This window comes from Streptomyces sp. NPDC005774 (genome assembly GCF_042871645.1).
Lineage (GTDB): Bacteria > Actinomycetota > Actinomycetes > Streptomycetales > Streptomycetaceae > Streptomyces > Streptomyces pratens.
This window is the reverse complement of record NZ_JBIAIV010000067.1, coordinates 13,235-33,184: the sequence shown is the minus strand read 5'-3', so window position 1 is coordinate 33,184 and position 19,950 is coordinate 13,235. Positions and strand designations below refer to the sequence as shown.

Below are 19,950 nucleotides of genomic sequence, written 5' to 3'. Positions count from 1 at the left end.
CAGCGACACCCGACCCCCTTGATCGACGACATACCGATCCTGACAGTCCAGGCCATCCGCCAACACCGATTCACGGATTTCCCAACGGAGTCCTTCAGGAGGGGGAGGATGTCAAGTTGAGTTTCACCTCGCCGTAGGGCCGGACGTGGGACCAGAACAGCGGGGTCAGGCCGCGCCGGTCTGCGGGCGTGAGGAGGTCCGCCCACTCCGGGTCGCCGAGGATGTCCTGGAGCATCAGGGTGTTCACGAAGACCAGGGCCGATTGCAGGATGCGCAGGCACAGGACGAACATCTCCTGCTCGTCGCGCCGGTTCGAGGCGATCTCCCCGCCCTTGCCGTAGGCGATCACGGAGTTCGCGCCGTTGGAGGACTCCATCACGTTCAGGCCCTCCTCGATCTCCCGCTGAAGGTCCCGAAGTCGCAGGTAGCGGGCCATTCTGTGGAATCAGGATCTGTCAAACCTCGCAGGTCAGTGCGCCGGGATGGTTGAGCCGGACGGCAGGATGCTCCGTGCTCACATCCCGGTGGAGCCGTCGATTCGCTCGCGCAGTAGGTCCGCGTGACCGTTGTGTCGGGCATATTCGGCGATCATGTCCACCATGATCCTGCGGAGTGAGATCGGTTCGCCGGTCCGCTTGCGGATCCCTGTTTCGTCCAGCGACGCTGCGGCGGCCGTGATCTGCCGGGATCGTTCGCATTCTGCCCGCCAGACGGCGAAGGCTTCGTCGACGTCACCGTCCAGGCTGTCGAAGTCCTGGTTGGGGTCCTCGTCGGAGTAGTAGAGCATCGGGACGTCCTCGTCGGCGAACTGGATGCGGAACCACCAGCGTTCGACGCCGGCCAGGTGCCGTACCAGGCCATGCAGGGACAGTGCGGACGGCGGCACCGCCTGTTCGGACAGCCGCTCTGGTAGCAGGCCAGCGCACTTGAGTTCGAAGGTGGCCCGGTGCCAGTCCAGGACCGCGCTCAGCGTTTCTCGCTCGCCGCCCACGGCGGGCGGCGTGCCACGGGTATCGCTGCTCCACCGGGGTGCGTAGTGCTTGGGGGCGGGTGCGCTGGTCATAGTCTGCCTTCCTGGTCGGAGTCGGGCTGAGCCTGACAGGCACCACTGACATCGGGTCTGCTCGCTGCGGGACCTTGGGTGACGTCGATGATGGGCAGCGGAGTCGCTGTGGCTGGAAGTCCGAACTGACGGGGTGTCGGCCCGGCTGGAGTAGGGACGTCGGCGAGCTGGTCGAGGAGCTTGTCGAGGGCGGCCTGGCCGTCGTCGACCGCTGCTCGTTCCTCCTTGCTGAGGGGGACGGAGGCGAGCATGCGCTGAAGGTTCTCCTTGGCCTCCAGCAGCTGGCCCTTGGAGGAGTCCTTCGGGGTGTAAAAGTCGCAGTGCGCGCAGGCCATGCGGTGTGGGCACTGCTCGAAGAAGGTGTAGGTGCACCAGCCGTGGCCAAGGTCGTAGTACTGCCAGGGCTCCCCGCTGGCGGCGGCGCCGGAGGTGACCGCGTCCCGGTCGACGAGGACCTCGATGGTGCGGACGTTGCGCTCGAAGTACCCCGCGTCGCTGTATGCCTTGACCAGCCTGTTCGGGGTGATCTTGACGTAGTGCTGAGTGGTTTCCGGTGAGCGGTGCCCGAGCCAGGCTTGCAGCTCGAACAGGGGCATCGGCTCCTTGGCGTTGTAGAGCTGGCTGGCGATGGTCGAGCGGGCCCGGTGGCCAGTGATGTTTCCGCGGACGTCGGCGGCCGGGACACCGGCCTTGCGACAGAGCGACGGGATGATTGTCCCGTTGATGTAGGTCTTGGCGACCCGGCGGGCCCGCATCGCGAAGAGCAGGTCGACGTGCTCGCCGGTCTTGCGGTCCAGCATCTTCGGCTGGTCGGGGCGGATCGCCTGCCATGCCTCGATGGCCTGGCCGAGCAGCGGATCGACGGGCTTGGTGAACGCGGTGCCGGTCTTGTGGGTGGGCACGTCCAGCAGGCAGACGGCGTCCTTGGCGAGCACGTCGTGGGAGTCGCCGGGGATGGGGGCGCCGTCGTGCTGCCAGCGGATGCAACCCACCCGCAGGCGGGCGATCTCGTCGCTGCGCTGGCCGCTGAACAGCCAGGTCAGCGTGACCGCGCGGATGAGCTCCATCGGGTAGCACGGGCCGCTGGAGTTCGCGGGGGAGGCCTTCGGGTTCCAGGTTGAGGCCGGCCCACAGGAGCTTGGCCCAGATGTCGTCCGCGATCACTCTGGGGTTCGGGCCGATGAGCGCGTGGACGCTGCGTGGGGTGGCCAGGGCCCGAGCGGGATCGAACCGCCGGGGGATCCACTCCCACTCCTGGCAGTCCCGGAAGAAGGTCCTGGTGGCCGGCAGGTATCCGGCCTTCGTGCGCGGGGATATCGGCTCGCCGTCGCGCTTGCTGAGCCCGAACTCGCGCTGGACGTACTCCCCGACGGTCAGGCGGTCGACCTTGGCGACCCAGGCCGCGCAGGTCTGCCGTGTCCACTGGCTCGGCTCGGCGATCTCGGGATGCTCCTCGGCGAGCCACCGCCCGGCCTTGGCCATGATGACGCGGAAGGTGCGGCGGACTTTCAAGGTGAGGGTGGAGGTGTCGTACCAGCGCTCGACCCAGGTCGCCCAGGTCTCCGCGGTGCCCGCGATCGCGGGCATGCTGCCGTGTTTGGACAGGGATGGCGGGTCGCAGTGGCCGAGCGAGGCCACGGCCCGCTGTATGCCGTGCAGGGAGCCGGTGTGCCAGCGTGCCCACGCCGAGTCTTTGCGCAGGCGGGCGAAGGCGTCGGTGGTGAGGTCCTCCAGCAGGGGGCTGCGGTTGAGCAGGAAGGCCTGGCAGAGGACGGTGGGCAGCCGCTGGTCCTCGCCCCGGCCTATGCGGTAGCCCCATCGGCCGAGGACGTTGGTGATCTGCTCGATGGAGCGGTCGACGGGTTGCTTGCCGAAGACGCGCCAGGTGAGGGCGAGCCGGTTGAAGGGGCCCAGGCGGTCGAAGTCGGTGAAGCCGCAGAGCAGGTAGCCGTAGGCGGCGACGTAGGGCCGGACGGTGCCGTCAATCCAGCCGGGCCAGGGCTGTTCGAACTCGTCGACGCTGGTGCCGATCAGTCGCAGCCACTCCTGTGGCGTCCAGGCCCAATAGGCGGTCTCCAGCTCCGCCGCCCGCAGCAGAATGAGGCCGATGGCGTCGGTGATGGCCCGGCGGTGATGTGGGATGTCCGGGCAGCGCATGGCGGCGCGGGCGTCGTCCAGGGGCCGCAGGAGACGGGCGATCGTGGGCCACTCGGGGGCGTCGCGGTCGTAGTTGCGGCGGCGCCGAAGGTTCATGCCGAGGCGGCGAAGCGCCTCCAGTTCGAGGGCGGTGAGGTCGGGGCGCCGGTTGTAGCGGTCCGGGGCGATCGGCCACGACCAGGTGGGACGGTCGCTCGCTTCGGGGACCGGGGCCAGGGCGGGAGCGGTCACGAGCGGCCTCCCGCAGGAGCATCGCCGCCGAGGCGGGCCAGCATGTCCACCCGCCAGGAGTGGATCTGTTCCATGCCCTGGTTGAGTTTCTCCGCCAGGTCGCGGCCGGAGAGGTGGATGTACGTCATCGTCGAGTCGGTGTTCCGGTGGCCGGCGAAGGTGGCGATGGCGTGCAGTTCCCAGCCCATGCGGGCCAGGTCCGTCAGACGCAGGTGTCGCGTGGTGTGCGTGGAGAACCGCGGAACATCGGCGGCCAGCGCGACCCGGCGGACCACCTTCGACCAGGTCCACAGGCTCAGCGGCTGGGCGTGGTTGCGGCGCGACTCCGACAGGAACAGCGGCCCGCGGGCCCGGCTGACGGTGGTCCGGTGGGCGAGGTAGCGGGACAGCAGGGCACCAGTGGCCGCCGAGTACGGCACCACGCGCTCCAGCCGGTTCTTCGTCGTCTCCGCCCGGATCCGCAGCGTCCGGCGAGCAGGGTCCAGATCGTCGGTCCGCAGCGAGCACAACTCCTCGCGCCGCAGGGCGGCGTCGTAGGCGAGCGCGAGCATCACGCGGTTGCGTATCGGCTCGTCCCGGAAGACGGACAGCACATCAAGCCACTGCTGTTCCCCGGGTATCCACGGCAGCTTGGTCAGGCGGGGCACCAGGCCGCGCTGGTGGCCGCCGAACCGGCGACCAGGCGTGTAGCGGCCCCGTCCGACCGGATTCGACTCGCGCAGCCCTTCCTCGATCAGGAAGTCGTAGAACAGCCGGACCGGCACCAGCCGCTGCTGCAGCGTCGCGTTCGCCAGCCCGGCGCCGGAGTCGATGGCCAGTACGTTCGCACCCCGACGGCTGGGCCGGTTGGTGAGTTCACGGACGAACACGGCGACATGCGCGCGGCTCGCGGCCACCGGGTCGACGTCCTCCCGCTCGCACACCTGCAGGTACTCGGCCAGCCCGCGGGCGTACGCGTCGATCGTGCGCGAGGCCCGGCCCAGGTCCGCCCATATACGCAGCCACTCGGCCGCCCGCCCATGCCGTCCCAGGATCGGCCACTTCTCCTCCGGCACCGTTGAGTTGCCCAATGGATCTCCTCAGTTCGTGGTGACGCCGCGGGGCACAGGATGGACCCTGCGGCGTGATTCCACGTAACTGATACGAAGACCGTGCGTGCGGCGCGGCCGAGTTCTTCGAGGGCCTGGTAGGTGGGGTGCTTGGGGCCGCCGCGGGTGAAGCGCCGCAGCACCTGCTCGGCCTCCGCCGTCCCCAGGCGGAGCGCGGTGGCGTACTTGACCATCTGGTCGTACTGCTGCTCGATCAGGTCCCAGCGGATCGGCCGGGTCAGCGAGCCGCCGAGCGCGGGCCAGCCGGGCGGGGCGTCGTCCGGGCGGTACAGGCGGATGCTGCCGATGTTCTTCAGCCTCGGCAGTAGGCGGAAGTTGAGCAGCTCGGTGAAGGCGAACCCGACCAATGTTGTTACCTGGACACCTCACGCCCCGTTAGCCCGGAAGAGCGGCCGGACAGGCCGTCAGACGGGGCTGTTTCGGAGGTTCCTGTGCGCGTCCTGCACCACCGTCGAGACAATGGATCGCACCTGGTCGAGCTGCTCGACGACGCGGGCGAGCCGATCGAGGTTGTCTCCGGCTTCCTGCGGTTCCTGGCCGCGCGGGACTGCTCGCCGAACACGCTCGTCTCATACGCCTACGACCTGCGACACCTGTGGCGGTTCTTCGGCGAGCGTGGCCTGACCTGGGACCAGTTCGCCCCGCCGCGCGCGATCCCGCTGCTGGAGTACCTGCGCTCGGTGCCCTCGCGTCGCCCGCGGCACCGCATGGTGCTCACCATCGCCACGGTCACCCCGGACGGGCCGGCCACCAAGCTCGCGGCGACCACCGTGAACCGAATCCTGGCCGCGGTGTCCTCCTTCTACGAGTATGTGATTCTCGCCGGTCTACTGGATCGGGCCAACCCGATCGAGAAGCGGCCGGCCCCGGTTCTGCAGCGGGTGTCCGAGCGGCACCAACCGTTCATGGGGCGGGCCAGCCGGCAGCGGCCGGTGCGCCGCGCGGTCCGGGTCAAGAACGTCCAGCAGCTGCCCCGCCCGCTGGACGAGGTCCAGGTCAGGGCCTTGCTCGGCGAGCTGCGGTCGGTGCGGGACCGGGCCCTGGTCCTGCTGATGCTCCAGGGCGGCTTGCGGCCCGGGGAGGTCCTCGGTCTGCACCTGGAGGACATCGCCCACGGCAGGCGACGGGTGGTGATCCGACACCGCGATGACCACCCGAAGGGTGCGCGGTCGAAGTCACGCTACGAGCGGGTGGTGGACCTGCACGAGCCCGAGGCCCTGGCTGCGGTCAGTGCCTACGTGATGGGCGACCGGCCCACGGACGCGGCGACGCCACTGGTGTTCCTGATCGGCGGCCGCGGTGCCCGGAGGCTGGAGCCGCTCGGCTACGACGGCCTGGTGCGGATGTTCTCCCGTGCCTGCACCCGGGCTGGGATCCGCGAGCCCGGGGTGACCCCGCACGCGCTGCGGCACACTCACGCCACGCGCATGTGGGAGGGCGGGATGCGGGAGCGGACGCTGCAGAAGCGACTCGGTCACGCCTCTCCGGAGTCGACTCGCATCTACACCCGGGTCTCCGATCCGGCCGTGGTGGCCGAGTACAACCGCGCCCTCGGCGGGCACAGCGCGGTGACTGGGGAGGCGAAGTGAGGGCCCGGGCCGTCTCCACGGCGGCCATGCTGGCCAGCCCCGGCTCCATTCCGCACCAGCGCCGCAGCCGACGGCACTGCCCGGAGGAGGAGTGGCGCGCCTACGTCCAGGGTCAGGACGGCAACCGCCAGTACCAGCTGATGAAGCTGCGGTTCCGCCGACAGTTCGTCGGGCGCTGGCCCAAGCTGTCCGGCAGGTTCGGGACCCCGCTGGTCGAGCGGGTCGGCCGATTGCACGGCGAGTCGTACCACCGCCCGGCCTACCCGGTGTCCTTCCGGGCCCGCACCTACCTGGTCTACCTCGGACTGCGCGGCTACACGACGTTCGACTACCCGTGGCTGTTCGCCCCCGGACAGCTCGCGATCATCGAGCCGGCCGCCGCGCTCGGCATCGGCCTCGGTGCCAAGCAGCTCGTCGACGACGCCATCAACCTGGGCTTCAACCCGAACTCGGCCCGTCAGGCAATGCACTGGTCGGTCAGTCGCATCGCCCTGCACACCGGCATCTTCGACGTCACCGCGATCACTGAGGACCACATCGCCGAGGCCCTGCAGGCGATCCGGTTCTTCGCCGACCACCCGGACCTGGAGCGGTTCTACCCGTCCCGGCAGCGCTACCTGGGGGGCGCCGCAAAGAACTGGATCACCCACCTCCACCAGCTGCAGGTCGTGCTCTACCACCGCGGCCAGGTCGCGACGGAGCCCCGCAAGCTGATGCCGTCCTGGAAGCCACCGCTGGTACTGCCCCCGCAGATGCAGGCCGTCGCGGAGAAGTGGCTCGCCGCCCGGCGGCTGACCGACCGTCCGTCGACCGTGGACAAGCTGGAGTTCGCGATCCGCCGCTTCGGGGACTGGCTCGGCGAGCACCATCCTGGTCGGGCCGGACTTGTTCGCGACCAGGTCCCAGTCACTGCCCACCGGCGTCCAGCACGCCACCACGTCCTCTGGCGACCACTCCCGGCGCATAAACGCTCTCCCCTCCGTCGACTACTCGTTCGGCCTAACGAACCGGCCGGACACGAAGCAACGGGAGGGCAGAAGGGAGCGGCGGCTACTTTGCACCGTGGGTCAGAGACAGGACACCGAGGCCAACACCAACGCCTTCTCCCTGAAGGCGGGCGGCACGGTGTACGTGGCCAAGGTCGGTCACCTCAAGGTCAGGTGGTCGCGCCGGCTTCCGGCCGCACCCACATCCCTGCCCGGCACCCGGGACAGTAGTGGCCGCTACTTCCTCAGCTTCGTCGTGGACACCGAGCCGGACCTCCTCCCCGAGGCGCAGACCGACGCCGGTCTCGACCTCGGCCTGTCCGCCTTCGCCGTCCTCTCCGACGGGACAAAGATCAGCGCCCCGCGTTTCCTGCGCCGGGCGGAGAAGAGGCTCAAGCGCCTCCAGCGGGGTTTGTCCCGCAAGACCAAGGGATCGAAGAACCGGGCCAAGGCCCGCATCAAGGTCGTCCGCCAGCACGCGAAGGTAGCGGACCGGCGCCGGGACTTCCACCACCAGGCATCCACACGGATCATCCGCGACAATCAAGCGGTGTATGTGGAAGACCTCGCGGTGTCCGGCCTCGCACGGATCCGGCCGGCCAAGTCCGTGCACGACGCGGGATGGTCCGCGTTCGTCGGCGTGCTGGAGTACAAGGCGGCTCTGCACGGGCGTGCCTTCGCCAGGGTCGACCGTGCCTTCCCGTCCTTCCAGCTCTGCTCGGCCTGCGGATTTAGGGACGGCCCCAAGCCCCTGCCCGCGAGGGAGTGGACGTGCGGGGTGTGCGGCACCGTGCACGACCGCGACCACAACGCGGCCCGCAACGTCCTGTTCGAAGGACGCCGTATCGTCGCCGCCGGACGGGCGGAGACGCCAAACGCCTCGTGGAGCGCCGGTAAGACGGGCACACGTGCCCACACAGCGCGGTGGAGCAGGAAGCCCCCGGAAGGGTCAGCCGACCCAGGCCGGAATCCCTGGACTTTAGGCCAGGGAGTACGTCAAGTTGGTCCGGCAGCCTCAAGGAGCCGACCGAACGGAGCCCCGATGCCCTTCGCCCGTCTGGCCACAGCCACCACCCCCACCTGTCACATCGGCCTGGGACTCGCCGCCGTCGGCCGGCCCGGCTACATCAACCTGGGCCGTGACGACGACCTCGGCGCCGACCGCAGTGTCGAGGCCCTGCGCACCCGTACCCACGACCTCCTCGACGCCGCCTACGCCCAGGGCGTCCGCTACTTCGACGCGGCCCGCTCGTACGGCAGGTCGGAGGAGTTCCTCGCCGACTGGCTGACGAAGCGGCCCGACGCCGACGACGTCGTCATCGGCAGCAAATGGGGCTACACGTACACCGCCGACTGGTCCACCGACGCCGAGCACCACGAGATCAAGGAGCACTCCCTAGCCGCCTACGAGCGGCAGCGTGCCGAGTCCGACGCACTGCTCGGGGGCCGGCTCGACCTCTACCAGATCCACTCGGTGACCCCCGAGAGCCCCGCCCTCGCCGACAAGGACCTCCACGGCCGGCTCGCCGAGGCGGCAGCCCAGGGCCTCACGGTCGGCTTCTCCACCAGCGGCCCGGCCCAGGCCGACGCCATCCGCGCCGCGCTCGCCGTCACCGTCGACGGCGAACCCCTCTTCCGTACCGTCCAGTCCACGTACAACGCGCTGGAGACCTCCGCCGAGCCCGCCCTGGCCGAGGCCCATGACGCCGGGCTCACGGTGATCGTCAAGGAGGGCATGGCCAACGGGCGGCTGGCCGCGGCCCACGCCCCCGACGCGCTCAGGGCCGTCGCCGAGGAGACCGGCCTGGCGTGCGACGCCGTCGCCCTCGCGCTCGTACTGCGCCGGCCCTGGGCGGACGTCGTCCTCTCCGGCGCCGCCACCACCGCGCAGCTCGCCTCCAACCTGCACGCGGCCGTCGTCGACCTCGACGACGACCAGCTCACCCGCCTCGCCGGGCTGCCCGAGGACCCGCACGCGTACTGGGAGCGGCGCGCACGGCTGGCCTGGCACTGAGGAGCCCCTGCCCCGTGCCGGCCGCCGCCGGGGACACCGGCTCCGGCGAAACCGTCGGGGCAGGGGCGCCGGTAAGGCCGCGGCGCCCCTGCCCCGACGGGGGTCACGGGGCGTCGGGTGTCAGGCCGCCTTCGCCTTACTGGCGTACATGTCCACGTACTCCTGCCCGGACAGGCGCATGACCTCCGTCATCACCGAGTCGGTCACCGCCCGCAGGATGTAGCGGTCGCGGTCCATGCCCTCGTAGCGGGAGAACTCCATCGCCTCGCCGAAGCGGACCGTGACCCTGCCCGGCCGGGGCATGCCCGCGCCGCCCGGCTGGAGCTTGTCGGTGCCGATCACGGCGAAGGGGACGACGGGCGCGCCCGTCATCAGGGTGAGCCGCGCGATGCCGGTGCGGCCCCGATAAAGACGGCCGTCGGGGGAGCGGGTGCCCTCCGGGTAGATGCCGAAGACCTTGCCCCCCTCCAGCACCCGACGGCCCGTCATCAGCGCCGCGACCCCACCCCGGCCGCCGTCGCGGTCGACCGGGATCATGCCCACGCCGGTGAAGAACCAGGCCATCAGCCGGCCCTTGAGCCCTTTGCCGATGACGTACTCGTCCTTGCCGATGAAGAAGACCTGACGGTCGCAGACCACCGGCAGGACCACCGAGTCGATGAAGGTGAGATGGTTGCCCGCCAGGATCACCGGACCGTCCCCGGGGATGTGCTCCAGGCCCTCCACCCGGGGGCGGAACATCAGGCGCATGACCGGGCCGAGCACTGCCTTGATGAGCGTGAAGCGGGACAACGGGTCCTCCGGTGTCGGGAATGCGGTATGAGTCTGTGCAGGTGAGGACATTACTCGCGGCCGAGGGGGCGCCGCACGTCGGGTTCACCCAGGTATTGCACAGTGTCTACGCATGTTCACCTGCGGTGAAACGATGTTGCACGCCCGTAACCCACCCGCCGGGATGTGAGACATGTCGCGTCCGGGGGAGTCGGCGCCGCCGGTCGGGGTACGACCGCCGTCGGTCCGGGGTCCGGGCACGGCCCGGAGGAAACCACACGCGACCCCCCGATCCGCGGGAGGCGCGCCGCCGGTCCTCCGGACGGACCGGGTACCCCGGCGCGGCGCCCCCGAACCCGACGGAATGTCAGACCTCCTGCCTCATACGCCCGTTCGGGTTGCGGCTCACCCGTGTGGCATCCCGTATCCCCGTATCACCCGCGTGTTCCGGCCGCGGTCTCCCGTTCGTCATGTACGCGCCCCTACGATCGCCCCGCACTGACGGCCAACGGCAGGAGGGTCCCCATGGGAACGCAGGAGTCGGGCGAGCGGACGGACGAAACGGCGACCGGAGGGACCGGACGGCGCGCTCTCCTCGGGGCGGCGGTGCTCGGCGCGGGCGGTACGGTCCTCGGACTGGGCGGCACGGCGAGAGCCGCGGAGGCCCGGCCCGGCGCATCCCGGCCCGGCGGCGGACGAGGGCTCAAGGGTCTTCCCGTCCCGACGGTCATCGGCCACCGGGGCGCCAGCGGATACCGGCCCGAGCACACCTTCGGCGCCTACGACCTGGCCCTCGACCTGGGGGCCGACATCGTCGAGGCCGGCGACCTGGTGCCCACCAGGGACGGCCACCTCGTCTGTCGGCACGAGCCGGAGATCGGCGGCACCACGGACGTCGCGGACCACCCCGAGTTCGCCGGCCGCGAGCGTACGAAGCTGCTCGACGGCGTCTCCGTCACCGGCTGGTTCACCGAGGACTTCACCCTCGCCGAACTGGGGCGGCTCCGCGCCGTCGAGCGTATTCCGGCCAACCGCCCGCACAACACCCTCTACGACGGCCGCTGGGGGATCCCCACCTTCGAAGAGGTGCTCCGCTGGCAGAACGAGCAGACCCGCAAACGCGGCAAGCAGGTCTGGATCTACCCCGAACTCAAGCACCCCACCTACTTCCGCAAGCTGGGTCTGGGTACCGAGGAACTCCTTGCCCGGCTGCTGCGGAGGCACGGCAAGGACAAGAAGAACTCGCCCGTCATCGTCCAGTCCTTCGAGCCCACCAGCATCCAGAGGATGAGCCGGCTCGTCGGCAACCCGCTCGCCGTGCTCCTCTCCGGCGCGAACAGCCGCCCCTGGGACTTCGTGGAGAACGGCGACCCGCGCAAGGTGGCCGACCTCGTCACGCCGAAGGGCCTCAAGGAGATCGCCTCCTACGCGCAGGGCATCGGCCCCACCCTGGACCTGGTCATCCCCAAGGACGCGGCCGGAAACCTCACCGAGCCCACCACCCTGGTCCGTGACGCGCACCGGGCCGGGCTGATCCTGCACCCCTACACGATGCGCAACGAGAACCCCTTCCTGCCCGCGAACTTCCGCAAGGGCGGCGACCCCGATGCCTACGGCGACGTCTTCGGCGCCTTCCGGGCCTACTTCGCCACCGGCATCGACGGCGTCTTCACCGACCACCCGGACACCGGTCTGCTGGCCCGCGAGGACTTCGTCAACGGCTGAGCAGTTCCGCCCCGGTCGGGGTGAGTTCCGGCCGCCCCGGCAACCCCGCCGGGGCGGCCGGCGTCGTTGCGCATATGACGCACGACCTGGTCACCGCCCTTCGTCCGTTGCTCATCGCGGAGGCCTCCGCCGAGGCGTACGCGTCCGGCACCGAACCCGCCGACCTGGAACAGACGGTCTGGCTGCGGCTCCTGGAACGCCTCGACGCGCACGACCCGCCGCACGACCCGCCGGGCTGGCTCCGCCGGACCGTCCGCACCGAGGCCCGCCGCATCCGCCGCACCGCCCGGCACGAGACGCCGTGGGCCGGTGACCTCGCCGACCCCGCCGGCACCGGCGAGGGCGACCCCGAACTCCTCGCCCTCGCCGCCGCCCGCCGCCGCGTCCTGCGGGACGCGGTGCGCCGGCTGCCCGGCCGCTGCCCTCGGCTGCTGGAGGCCCTGCTGTCCCCGCACGACCCGACATACCGGGACATCGCAGGGGAGTTGGGTATCTCACAAGGCAGCCTGGGGCCGGAACGCTCCAGATGTCTTGGATGTCTGCGTCGTTTACTCGCGCCGGAGGTTGCATCCGGGTGAGGACGGGGATAGGAGTGAGGGACCACAGGTGATCAGGTGAGCGGGAGGCGTGCACACATGGGCATGAGCGTGACCATCTCTGCGGCGACGGAGCAGGACGCCGAGCAGATCTTCAGGTTGCAGTACCTGTGCTTCCAGAGCGAAGCGGCGCTGTACGGCAACTACCGCATCGCTCCGCTCGTCCAGAGCCTGGACTCGGTCCGCGAAGAGGTCACCGCCGACCTGGTCTTCGTCGCCCGGCTCGGCGACGAGATCGTCGGCTCGGTGCACGGCAGGAGCACCGAGGACGCCGCCGCGGCCATCGGCAAGCTCTGCGTCCACCCCCGCCTCCAGGGCCACGGCATCGGCGCCCGGCTGCTGCGCGCCGCCGAGTCCGCCCTCGCCGACGAGCGGGGCGCCAGGATGTTCCGTCTCCAGGCCGGTCACCGCAGCGAGAGCAACCTCCAGCTGTACAGCAAGGTCGGCTACCAGCGGGTCGGGACGTCCCGGGGCCCGGACGGCGTACCGATGATCGTCCTGGAGAAGACGGCGGATACGTACGTGGCCACCGCCTGACGGGGAGAGCGCCGGGCGGGTGACGGGCCGTGCCCGATCGGGCACGGTCCCCCGGCGTCCTCCCGGGGCACGCCCGTCACGCCGTGCGGGCCTTGCGCAGCCAGTACAGGGCGGTGAGAGGCAGCAGCACGGGGATGAACAGGTAGCCCATCCCGTAGTCCGACCACACGGTCGCGTCGGGGAAGGCGGACGGATCCACCAGGGTCCAGGTACCGACCGTCAGGACGCCCACCAGCTCGGCCGCACAGCACACCAGCGCCGCCCTGCGGGCCGTCTCCCCGCCGCGGACCAGGGTGTACGTGATGAAGCCGTAGACCACTCCGGCGATCGCCGAGAGCGAGTAGGCGAGCGGTGCCCGGTCGAACTCGGTGGCGATCTGGTACGCGGAACGCGACACGGCGCCGACGACCATCACCCCGTACAGCCACACCAGCAGCAGCCCGGGCCCGCCGATCAGCCGGGTCCCGCCCGGCTTCCGTCCCGGTTCCTGTTCCGTCACGGTCATCTCAGCCCTTCCAGATGTCATGGAGCCGCACCTCGAGCACGGCCAGCACGACACCGCTCGCGGCGACCGTGATCGAACCCCACCGGGTGCGCTCGGCCAGCGACATGAAGCCCGCCGCCGGGACGCACGCGAACGAGCCCAGCAGATAGGCCACGAAGATGACGGTCCCCTGCTCCGGCTCCTCGCCCCGGGCCAGTTGCACGATCCCGACCACCAGCTGAACCAGTGTCAGCAGGGTGACCACGGCCATGCCGATGAAGTGCCAGTCCTTCGTCGGCTGGTCGCGGTAGGCGGCCCAGCCGCACCAGGCGGCGAGCAGCAGCGCGGCGACGCCGGTCGCCAGGGTCAGGGCATCAAGCATGGCAGCGACCTTATTACGCCGGAATGGTCCCACCGCGCCCGGCCCCACCCATGCCCGTGTGCGGTGGGACCGGGCACGGGCATGCCTGCGCACGGCGGGGCCGTAGGGTCGATGGCATGACCATCCATGCACGAGCCCTCCTGTTCGACAACGACGGCACCCTCGTCTCCTCCCTCGAATCCGTGCAGCGCTGCTGGACCCGGTGGGCCGTCGAGTACGGGATCACGGCCGAGGAGTTCGGGCGGATCGAACTGCACGGCCGCCCGGCCGTCGAGATAGCCGCCGACCTGCTGCCCGCCCATGTCGTGCCCGAGGCCGTCGCACGGATCGAGGACCTGGAGGTGGAGGACGTGCCGAACGGCGGCGCGATCCCGCTGCCGGGCACCCGGGACCTCCTCGACGCGCTGCCGGCCGAACGCTGGGCCGTCGTCACCTCCGCGACCCGGCGGCTGGCCGAGGCCCGCCTCGCCGCCGCCGGCATCCTGCCCAAGACTCTCGTCGCCGCCGACGACATCACCCGGGGCAAGCCCGACCCCGAGCCCTATCTGCTCGCCGCCCGCGTCCTCGGCGTCGACCCCGCCCACTGCGTCGTCTTCGAGGATGCCCCCGCCGGGCTCCAGGCGGGCCGGGCGGCCGGGATGACCACCGTGGCCTTGGCCACAACCCACCAGGCCCACGAACTGACCGCCGATCTCGTGGTCGGGGACCTGTCGGCCCTGTCCGTACTGGTCACGGATGCCGGAGTGGAGATCACCGCACGGCCCTGACGTGCGAGCACGGGTGTCCACGGCTGTCCGGAATATGGACAGCCCCATCCGGTCAGGGGTGAACATCTGCTTTACTGGCCGCATGACCACGACGAGCGACCGCATCCCTGCCACCGAAGCGCGTGTGCCGCTCGGTGCCGGATGTATGTGTCCGCTCCGAATGCGCGCCTTCTAGAGGGCCCCCGCAGCACCTGAGCCTCGCGCCCCGAAGCGAGAGCCGGTTCGTACCCGCACGCGAGTCCCCCGTGTTCCGCATGCGTACCGAACCCCGCCCCGCACGCACGTCTCTCCATGGTTGCCTGCGCACCGCTCGCGAGAGGCCGTGCCGAGTCCGGGCCGCTTCCGGCCCCTGGGTTTCGCCCCTCAATGCCTCGCGCGCGGCTCCTCTGACGTGCCGCGCACTCGAAAGTGACGGTTACCCACGTGATCACCACCTCGGGCCTCACCAAGGTCTACCGCTCGCGCGGACGCGAGGTCACCGCCCTGGACGGCGTCGACCTGCACGTCCGCGAAGGCGAGGTCTACGGCGTCATCGGCCAGTCCGGCGCCGGAAAGTCCTCACTCATCCGCTGCGTCAACCTGCTGGAGCGCCCCACCTCGGGCACTGTGACCGTCGCCGGGCAGGACCTCACCGCCCTGGCCGGGCGCGGGCCGCGGGCCGGCCGGGAGCTGCGGCAGGCGCGCAGCCGCATCGGCATGGTCTTCCAGCACTTCAACCTGCTCTCCTCGCGCACCGTGCAGGGCAACGTCGAACTGCCGCTGGAGATCCTCGGCCGGTCGGGGAAGGAACGTTCCCGCAAGGCGCTGGAACTGCTCGACCTGGTAGGCCTCGCCGACAAGGCCAAGGCCTACCCCGCCCAGCTCTCCGGCGGCCAGAAGCAGCGCGTCGGCATCGCCCGCGCCCTGGCCGGCGACCCCAAGGTGCTGCTGTCCGACGAGGCCACCAGCGCCCTCGACCCGGAGACCACCCGCTCCATCCTGGCGCTGCTGCGCGACCTCAACCGCCAGCTCGGCCTGACCGTCCTGCTCATCACGCACGAGATGGACGTCGTGAAGTCGATCTGCGACTCGGCCGCGCTGATGGAACACGGCCGCGTCGTCGAGTCCGGCACCGTCACCGAACTCCTGGCGACCCCCGGCTCCGAACTGGCCTCCGCGCTGTTCCCGGTCGCCGGCGAGGTGTCGGGCGACAACCGCACCGTCCTGGACATCACCTTCCAGGGCGAGAGCGCGACCCAGCCGGTCATCTCCCAGCTGTCCCGCACCTACAACATCGACATCTCGATCCTCGGCGCAGCCATCGACACCGTCGGCGGCCTCCAGGTGGGCAGGATGCGCATCGAACTCCCGGGCCGCTACGAGGACAACGTGGTACCGATCGGCTTCCTGCGCGAACAGGGGCTGTACATCGAGGCCGTCGAGCAGAGCGAACCGGCACAGCAGTCACAGCAGGTGCAGCAGGCACAGCAGGTGGACCGGGCGCCGTCGGCGCTCGTGAAGGAGGATGCCAAGTGACCTGGTCCCAGATGCAGCCGCTGCTGGAACAGGCGTGTTGGGAGACGCTGATCATGGTCGGCTGGTCGACCCTGATCTCCGTCGTCCTCGGCCTCCCCATCGGCGTCCTGCTCGTCCTCACCGACAAGGGCGGACTGCTGCAGAACAGCCTGGTGAGCAAGGCCACCGGACAGATCGTGAACATCGGCCGCTCGATGCCGTTCATCATCCTCATGGTCGCCCTGATGAGCTTCACCCGCTGGATCACCGGGACGACCATCGGCAGCGAGGCCGCGATCGTGCCCCTCGCCATCGGCGGCATCCCCTTCTTCGCCCGCCTCGTCGAGACGGCCGTACGCGAAGTGGACCACGGGCTCGTCGAGGCCGTGCAGGCCATGGGCGGCAACACCTGGACGATCGTCCGCCGGGTCCTCGTCCCCGAGGCACTGCCCTCGCTGATCGCCAGCACCACCACCACGATCGTCGCCCTCATCGGCTACTCGGCCATGGCCGGCACCGTGGGCGGCGGCGGACTCGGCGACCTCGCCGTCCGCTACGGCTACCAGCGCTTCGAGACCGGACTGATGTGGATCACCGTGGCGGTCCTCGCCGTGGTCATCTCCCTCATCCAGTTCGCCGGCGACTACGCGGCCCGCTCCCTGCACCACCGGGGCGGACGCCAGGGCTCCGGGCCGAGGCTGCGGCTGCTCAAGGCCAAGGAGCCGGCGACGACGACCGCGACGGCCGCGACGGCCGACGTCGGCAAGGCCGGGTAGCCCAGGCCCCGCCCTCAGCCTTCGCGCACCCCTGATCCCCACTTCCCCGAAGGCCCCGCACCACCCCGAGTCGGGGCCGCACCACCCTGAAGGAAAGGCACTTTTCGTGCGTAACACCGTCAAGATCACCACCGCTGTCCTCGCCGCCGGAGCCCTCACCCTCGGCCTCACCGCCTGCGGCTCGGAGGAGGAGTCCGGGTCCGACGCCTCCAGCTCGCTGACCGTCGCCGCGAGCCCCGTGCCGCACGCCGAGATCCTCAACTTCGTCAAGGACAACCTGGCCGAGAAGGCCGGCCTCGACCTCGAGGTCAAGGAAGTCACCGACTACGTCACGCCGAACACCTCCACGGAGGACGGCTCGGTGGACGCCAACTACTTCCAGACCCAGGCGTACCTCGACGACTTCAACAAGAAGAACGGCACCCACATCGTGCCCGCCGGCGACGTGCACCTGGAGCCGCTCGGCCTCTACTCCGAGAAGGTCAAGGAGGCCGACGAGCTGAAGAGCGGTGCGACCATCGCCATCCCCAACGACACCATCAACGAGGGACGCGCACTGCAGCTGCTCGCCGCCAACAAGATCATCACGATCAAGGACGGCGTCGGCTTCGAGGCGACCCCGTCGGACATCACCGGGAACCCGAAGAAGCTCAAGTTCAAGGAGCTGGAGGCGGCCCAGACGCCGCGCGCCCTGGCCGACGTCGACGCCGCGGTCGTCAACGGCAACTACGCCATCGGGGCCGACCTCCAGCCGGCCGAGGACGCCCTCGTCCTCGAGTCCGCCGAGGGCAACCCGCACGCCAACTTCCTCGCCGTCAAGGAGGGCAACGAGGACGACCCGCGCGTGAAGAAGCTCGCCGAGCTCCTCACCTCCGACGAGGTCAAGAAGTTCATCGACGACAAGTACGCCGGCTCGGTCGTCGCCGCCTTCTGATCCGCCGTCCGATCCGGGCGACGCGCACCACCGGCACAGGGACACGGCCGGGCGCACGAGGGGGCACACAGCCGTCCGCGCCGCGCCCGTCACCCGTTCGGCACTCACGGGGTCCACTCCGGCACACGGAGTGGACCCCGTGGTGCGTGCCGGTGCTTTCATGCTGCATGCTGGGCAGTTCAGCGGTGTCCGACGGTCACGAAGGTTACGGAGCGGCGCATGACGAGCAGCACCTTCCCCAACATCTCCATCAGCACGGAGCGGTTGGTGCTGCGTCCCCTCGACGAGGACGACGTCCCCCCTCTGACCGAGATGATGAACGACGAACAGGTCGCCGCCTGGACCGACGTTCCCCGGCCCTTCACCGAGCAGGCCGCCCGCACCTGGATCACCGAGCACGCCCCCGCCCAACGCGCGGCCGGACGCGGACTGGACCTCGCCGTCACCGAGTTCCTCACCCAGCGCCTGGTGGGCATCATCCAGCTCACCAGGACCAACTGGCACATCCGGTCCACCGAACTCTCGTACCTCGTCGCCCCCTGGGCGCGCGGCGAGGGCTACGCCTCCGAGGCCGCCATGGCCACGGCCCAATGGCTCTTCGGCGACCAGAAGCTGGAACGCGTCGAGCTGCGCACGGCCGCCGACAACACCGCCTCGCAACAGGTCGCCCAGAAGATCGGCTGCATCAGCGAGGGAGTCCTGCGCAACGCCTGCATAGCCCACGTCCGCGGCGACGACGGTTTCTGGACGGACGTACGCACCGACTTCATCGTGTGGAGCCTGCTGCCGGAGGACCTCGAGGGATCGGCCGAACAGCTGGCCGACACCGGACAGTTCACCGCCTTCACCGACTGGAGCTGAGCCTCTTCCGGAAACCTCCCGGACGGGCGACCGGTGGTGGGGCGCCCCGGTTCATGGCCGTACCGGGTACTCTCACCAAGCCCGCCCGAGGCCGGAGCGGTCGACCACGCCCCGCACACCCAAGACGCCCCGCGCACACCAGGAGACTGACAACGATGGCCGACCGGGTCACGGTGATCGGCTGGGACGGTTCGCCGCTGACCGCAGCGGCCCGCGCCGCACTGGGCGCCGCCACCCTGGTGGCAGGCGCCGCGCACCACCTGGAACTTCCCGAGGTACCCGCCGGCGCCGAGCGCATCCGGCTCGGCAGTGCCGCCCTGGCCGCCCGCCGCGTCGCCGGTCACCGCGGCACGGCGGTGGTCCTCGCCGACGGCGACCCGGGCTTCTTCGGTGTCGTACGGACCCTGCGCGCACCTGAGTTCGGCCTGGAGGTCGAGGTCGTTCCCGCGGTCTCCTCCGTTGCCACCGCCTTCGCCCGAGCCGGCATGCCCTGGGACGACGCACACGTGGTGGTCGCACATCCCCGAACCCTGCGACGCGCGGTGAACGTATGCCGGGCCCACACCAAAGTGGCGGTTCTCACGTCTCCCGGCGCCGGCCCGGCCGAACTGGGCCTGCTCATGGAGGGCGTCCACCGCACCTTCGTCATCTGCGAGGAACTCGGCACCGTGCGCGAGCAGGTCAGCGTCGTCACCTCCGACAAGGCCGCCGACCACACCTGGCGCGACCCGAACGTCGTCATCGTCATCGGCGGCCGGACCGCCGCCACCGCGTCCGGCGGCTGGATCGCCGGGCGTGACCCCGCAGCCGGTCCCCGCGGCTGGACACTGCCGGCCGACGCCTACGGCGGCGACCTCGGCGAGGGCGAACGGGAGCCGCTGCGTGTCTCCCAGCTCGCCCGGCTCGGACCCGGACTCGGCGACCTCGTATGGGACATCGGCTGCGGGAGCGGCGCCTTCGCCACCGAGGCGGCACGGGCCGGCGCCGCGGTCATCGCCGTCGACAGCGACCCGCGGGCCTGCGCGCACACCGACTCCACCGCCCGCCGGCACGGCGTCCAGCTCCAGATCGTGCACGGCACCGCCCCGCAGGTGCTGGAAGACCTCCCCGAACCGGACGTCGTCCGGGTCGGTGGCGGGGGAGCGGCCGTGGTCCTGGCGGTGGCCGACCGCCGCCCGCAGCGCATCGTCACGCACGCCGCCACCCGCGACGCTGCCGAACGGATCGGCCGGGAACTGACCGAGCACGGCTACCGGGTCGAGTGCGCTCTCCTGCAGTCCGTCGAACTCGACACCAAGGCCTGGACGGAGACCGAACGGAGCGTCGCGTTCCTGCTCAGCGGCGTACTGCCGACGCGTACCGTCTGAGCAAGCCCCCTGTTCCGATGCCGTCCCCGCGAGCGGGTTGTCGTATCGCGCGCGGTAGGCTGGCCGATCGTTGTACCGCAACTCGGACGCCCGCCGACTCGTCGGCC

At 70.5% G+C, this 19,950-nt stretch carries 19 protein-coding genes and 2 pseudogenes; 13 read left to right on the top strand and 8 right to left on the bottom strand.

Going from position 1 to position 19,950, the window contains the following annotated elements; translation table 11 throughout:
- Positions 1-94: 94 nt before the first annotated feature.
- From ACFYQA_RS35340 to ACFYQA_RS35320, 5 genes and pseudogenes are all read right to left on the bottom strand, one after another.
- Complete coding sequence (locus ACFYQA_RS35340; protein WP_388926921.1) at positions 95-436, bottom strand: Tn3 family transposase; 342 nt, start codon at positions 434-436, stop codon at positions 95-97.
- Between the two features lie 78 nt (positions 437-514).
- Positions 515-1,063, bottom strand: a complete 549-nt coding sequence (locus tag ACFYQA_RS35335; protein ID WP_388926918.1) for a DinB family protein — start codon at positions 1,061-1,063, stop codon at positions 515-517.
- On the bottom strand, positions 1,060-2,130 hold the full coding sequence (locus tag ACFYQA_RS35330) for a tyrosine-type recombinase/integrase (RefSeq protein WP_388926916.1): 1,071 nt from the start codon (positions 2,128-2,130) through the stop codon (positions 1,060-1,062). The genes ACFYQA_RS35335 and ACFYQA_RS35330 overlap by 4 nt, the downstream gene beginning before the upstream one ends.
- Positions 2,131-3,447: 1,317 nt before the next feature.
- The gene (locus tag ACFYQA_RS35325; protein WP_388926913.1) at positions 3,448-4,521 is read right to left on the bottom strand and encodes a tyrosine-type recombinase/integrase; all 1,074 of its coding nucleotides are present in this window, start codon (positions 4,519-4,521) and stop codon (positions 3,448-3,450) included.
- A gap of 71 nt (positions 4,522-4,592) precedes the next feature.
- A pseudogene (locus ACFYQA_RS35320) lies at positions 4,593-4,904 on the bottom strand (Tn3 family transposase); the annotation flags it as partial.
- A gap of 87 nt (positions 4,905-4,991) precedes the next feature.
- On the opposite strand from ACFYQA_RS35320, the gene ACFYQA_RS35315 reads away from it, so the two are divergent.
- The 4 genes and pseudogenes from ACFYQA_RS35315 (at position 4,992) to ACFYQA_RS35300 (ending at position 9,149) form a co-directional block, all read left to right on the top strand.
- Positions 4,992-6,149 (top strand): tyrosine-type recombinase/integrase, encoded by a 1,158-nt coding sequence (locus ACFYQA_RS35315; RefSeq protein ID WP_388926910.1) that lies wholly within the window; start codon positions 4,992-4,994, stop codon positions 6,147-6,149.
- Positions 6,146-7,366, top strand: a complete 1,221-nt coding sequence (locus tag ACFYQA_RS35310; protein ID WP_388926907.1) for a hypothetical protein — start codon at positions 6,146-6,148, stop codon at positions 7,364-7,366. The genes ACFYQA_RS35315 and ACFYQA_RS35310 overlap by 4 nt, the downstream gene beginning before the upstream one ends.
- Positions 7,257-7,904 (top strand): annotated as a pseudogene (locus ACFYQA_RS35305) (RNA-guided endonuclease InsQ/TnpB family protein); the annotation flags it as partial. The gene ACFYQA_RS35310 and the pseudogene ACFYQA_RS35305, both read left to right, overlap by 110 nt.
- A gap of 273 nt (positions 7,905-8,177) precedes the next feature.
- On the top strand, positions 8,178-9,149 hold the full coding sequence (locus ACFYQA_RS35300; protein WP_388926927.1) for an aldo/keto reductase: 972 nt from the start codon (positions 8,178-8,180) through the stop codon (positions 9,147-9,149).
- 120 nt (positions 9,150-9,269) lie between these two features.
- On the opposite strand, the gene ACFYQA_RS35295 is transcribed toward ACFYQA_RS35300, so the two are convergent.
- A complete protein-coding gene (locus tag ACFYQA_RS35295; protein ID WP_388926905.1) occupies positions 9,270-9,941 on the bottom strand; it encodes a lysophospholipid acyltransferase family protein in 672 nt (223 codons plus the stop codon).
- 504 nt (positions 9,942-10,445) lie between these two features.
- Between ACFYQA_RS35295 and ACFYQA_RS35290 the strand changes: the two genes are divergently transcribed.
- The 3 genes from ACFYQA_RS35290 (at position 10,446) to ACFYQA_RS35280 (ending at position 12,778) form a co-directional block, all read left to right on the top strand.
- Positions 10,446-11,645, top strand: coding sequence for a glycerophosphodiester phosphodiesterase (locus ACFYQA_RS35290; RefSeq protein WP_388926902.1), 1,200 nt, complete (start codon positions 10,446-10,448; stop codon positions 11,643-11,645).
- A 74-nt stretch (positions 11,646-11,719) separates the two neighbouring features.
- The gene (locus ACFYQA_RS35285; RefSeq protein ID WP_388926900.1) at positions 11,720-12,223 is read left to right on the top strand and encodes an RNA polymerase sigma factor; all 504 of its coding nucleotides are present in this window, start codon (positions 11,720-11,722) and stop codon (positions 12,221-12,223) included.
- A 57-nt stretch (positions 12,224-12,280) separates the two neighbouring features.
- Entirely contained in the window at positions 12,281-12,778 is a 498-nt protein-coding gene (locus ACFYQA_RS35280) for a GNAT family N-acetyltransferase (RefSeq protein WP_388926897.1), read from the top strand.
- A 76-nt stretch (positions 12,779-12,854) separates the two neighbouring features.
- Here the strand turns inward: ACFYQA_RS35280 and ACFYQA_RS35275 are convergent, their stop codons facing one another.
- Positions 12,855-13,283: a hypothetical protein gene (locus tag ACFYQA_RS35275; RefSeq protein WP_388926924.1), complete on the bottom strand. Its 429-nt coding sequence runs from the start codon at positions 13,281-13,283 to the stop codon at positions 12,855-12,857.
- A gap of 1 nt (position 13,284) precedes the next feature.
- Positions 13,285-13,644 carry a hypothetical protein gene (locus ACFYQA_RS35270; RefSeq protein WP_388926894.1) on the bottom strand — a complete coding sequence of 120 codons (360 nt, stop codon included), beginning with the start codon at positions 13,642-13,644 and terminating at the stop codon, positions 13,285-13,287.
- A gap of 116 nt (positions 13,645-13,760) precedes the next feature.
- Here ACFYQA_RS35270 and ACFYQA_RS35265 point away from each other — a divergent pair, with 116 nt between their 5' ends.
- From ACFYQA_RS35265 to cbiE, 6 genes are all read left to right on the top strand, one after another.
- Positions 13,761-14,411, top strand: a complete 651-nt coding sequence (locus tag ACFYQA_RS35265; protein ID WP_388926891.1) for an HAD family hydrolase — start codon at positions 13,761-13,763, stop codon at positions 14,409-14,411.
- A 423-nt stretch (positions 14,412-14,834) separates the two neighbouring features.
- Positions 14,835-15,926 carry a methionine ABC transporter ATP-binding protein gene (locus ACFYQA_RS35260; RefSeq protein WP_388926888.1) on the top strand — a complete coding sequence of 364 codons (1,092 nt, stop codon included), beginning with the start codon at positions 14,835-14,837 and terminating at the stop codon, positions 15,924-15,926.
- Entirely contained in the window at positions 15,923-16,681 is a 759-nt protein-coding gene (locus ACFYQA_RS35255; RefSeq protein WP_388926885.1) for a methionine ABC transporter permease, read from the top strand. Before ACFYQA_RS35260 ends, ACFYQA_RS35255 begins: the two co-directional genes overlap by 4 nt.
- A 106-nt stretch (positions 16,682-16,787) precedes the next feature.
- A complete protein-coding gene (locus ACFYQA_RS35250; protein WP_388926882.1) occupies positions 16,788-17,615 on the top strand; it encodes a MetQ/NlpA family ABC transporter substrate-binding protein in 828 nt (275 codons plus the stop codon).
- Between the two features lie 219 nt (positions 17,616-17,834).
- Positions 17,835-18,476: a GNAT family N-acetyltransferase gene (locus ACFYQA_RS35245; RefSeq protein ID WP_388926879.1), complete on the top strand. Its 642-nt coding sequence runs from the start codon at positions 17,835-17,837 to the stop codon at positions 18,474-18,476.
- A gap of 155 nt (positions 18,477-18,631) precedes the next feature.
- The gene (gene cbiE, locus ACFYQA_RS35240; RefSeq protein WP_386399138.1) at positions 18,632-19,843 is read left to right on the top strand and encodes a precorrin-6y C5,15-methyltransferase (decarboxylating) subunit CbiE; all 1,212 of its coding nucleotides are present in this window, start codon (positions 18,632-18,634) and stop codon (positions 19,841-19,843) included.
- Positions 19,844-19,950 lie beyond the last annotated feature (107 nt).